The sequence below is a fragment of the Mesorhizobium sp. M1A.F.Ca.IN.022.07.1.1 genome (assembly GCF_003997575.1).
In the GTDB taxonomy this organism is placed as follows: domain Bacteria; phylum Pseudomonadota; class Alphaproteobacteria; order Rhizobiales; family Rhizobiaceae; genus Mesorhizobium.
On the sequence record NZ_RZST01000736.1, the window covers coordinates 1 to 487 of the forward strand.

The following is a 487-nucleotide window of genomic DNA, read 5'->3' on the forward strand; positions in this document are numbered from 1 at the left end:
ATGCTATCTCGTTTTCGACAGTAAAGCGCGAGCTGATGAATGGGGATGCCAAGTTATCCTATGCCTCTCCAATCCAGGCGGTGCCACGCAGTATGCCGAGTGCCGACCGCCCGTCCAAAAGCTCTGGCGTTGGGTTGCCAAGGGCCACTCGTTTCCCACATGCAGCGGCGTCGGGTTCCAAAGCTCGCGCCCTGGCTACGATCCGTACTACTGCAATGAGGACTATACGCTCACCAGCTCGTTCGGGTCGGGCGGACGTGTCGCCACATGCGTGTCGACCTCTCTCCGGCCCGTTGACAGGCGTTTCTGCTCATTCGCGCGCGATGACAACGGGGGCGATTACAGTTCCGTGCTGTCGCCGCGATGGCAAAGGCAGGGCGGCCGGCTGCAGTGCATGGCCAAGATTACGTCCCGGCCCAACGTCCGAGAGCAGCCGCACTTTATTGATGTGACCATCGACGGCGTCGGCAAGCAAAGGGTCTGGTAC

1 protein-coding gene is annotated in these 487 nt (G+C 60.8%); it reads left to right on the forward strand.

Annotated features, from left to right (window positions below):
• On the forward strand, positions 1–487 hold a 487-nt coding region (locus tag EOA75_RS35500), incomplete at both ends, for a hypothetical protein (RefSeq protein WP_127326197.1).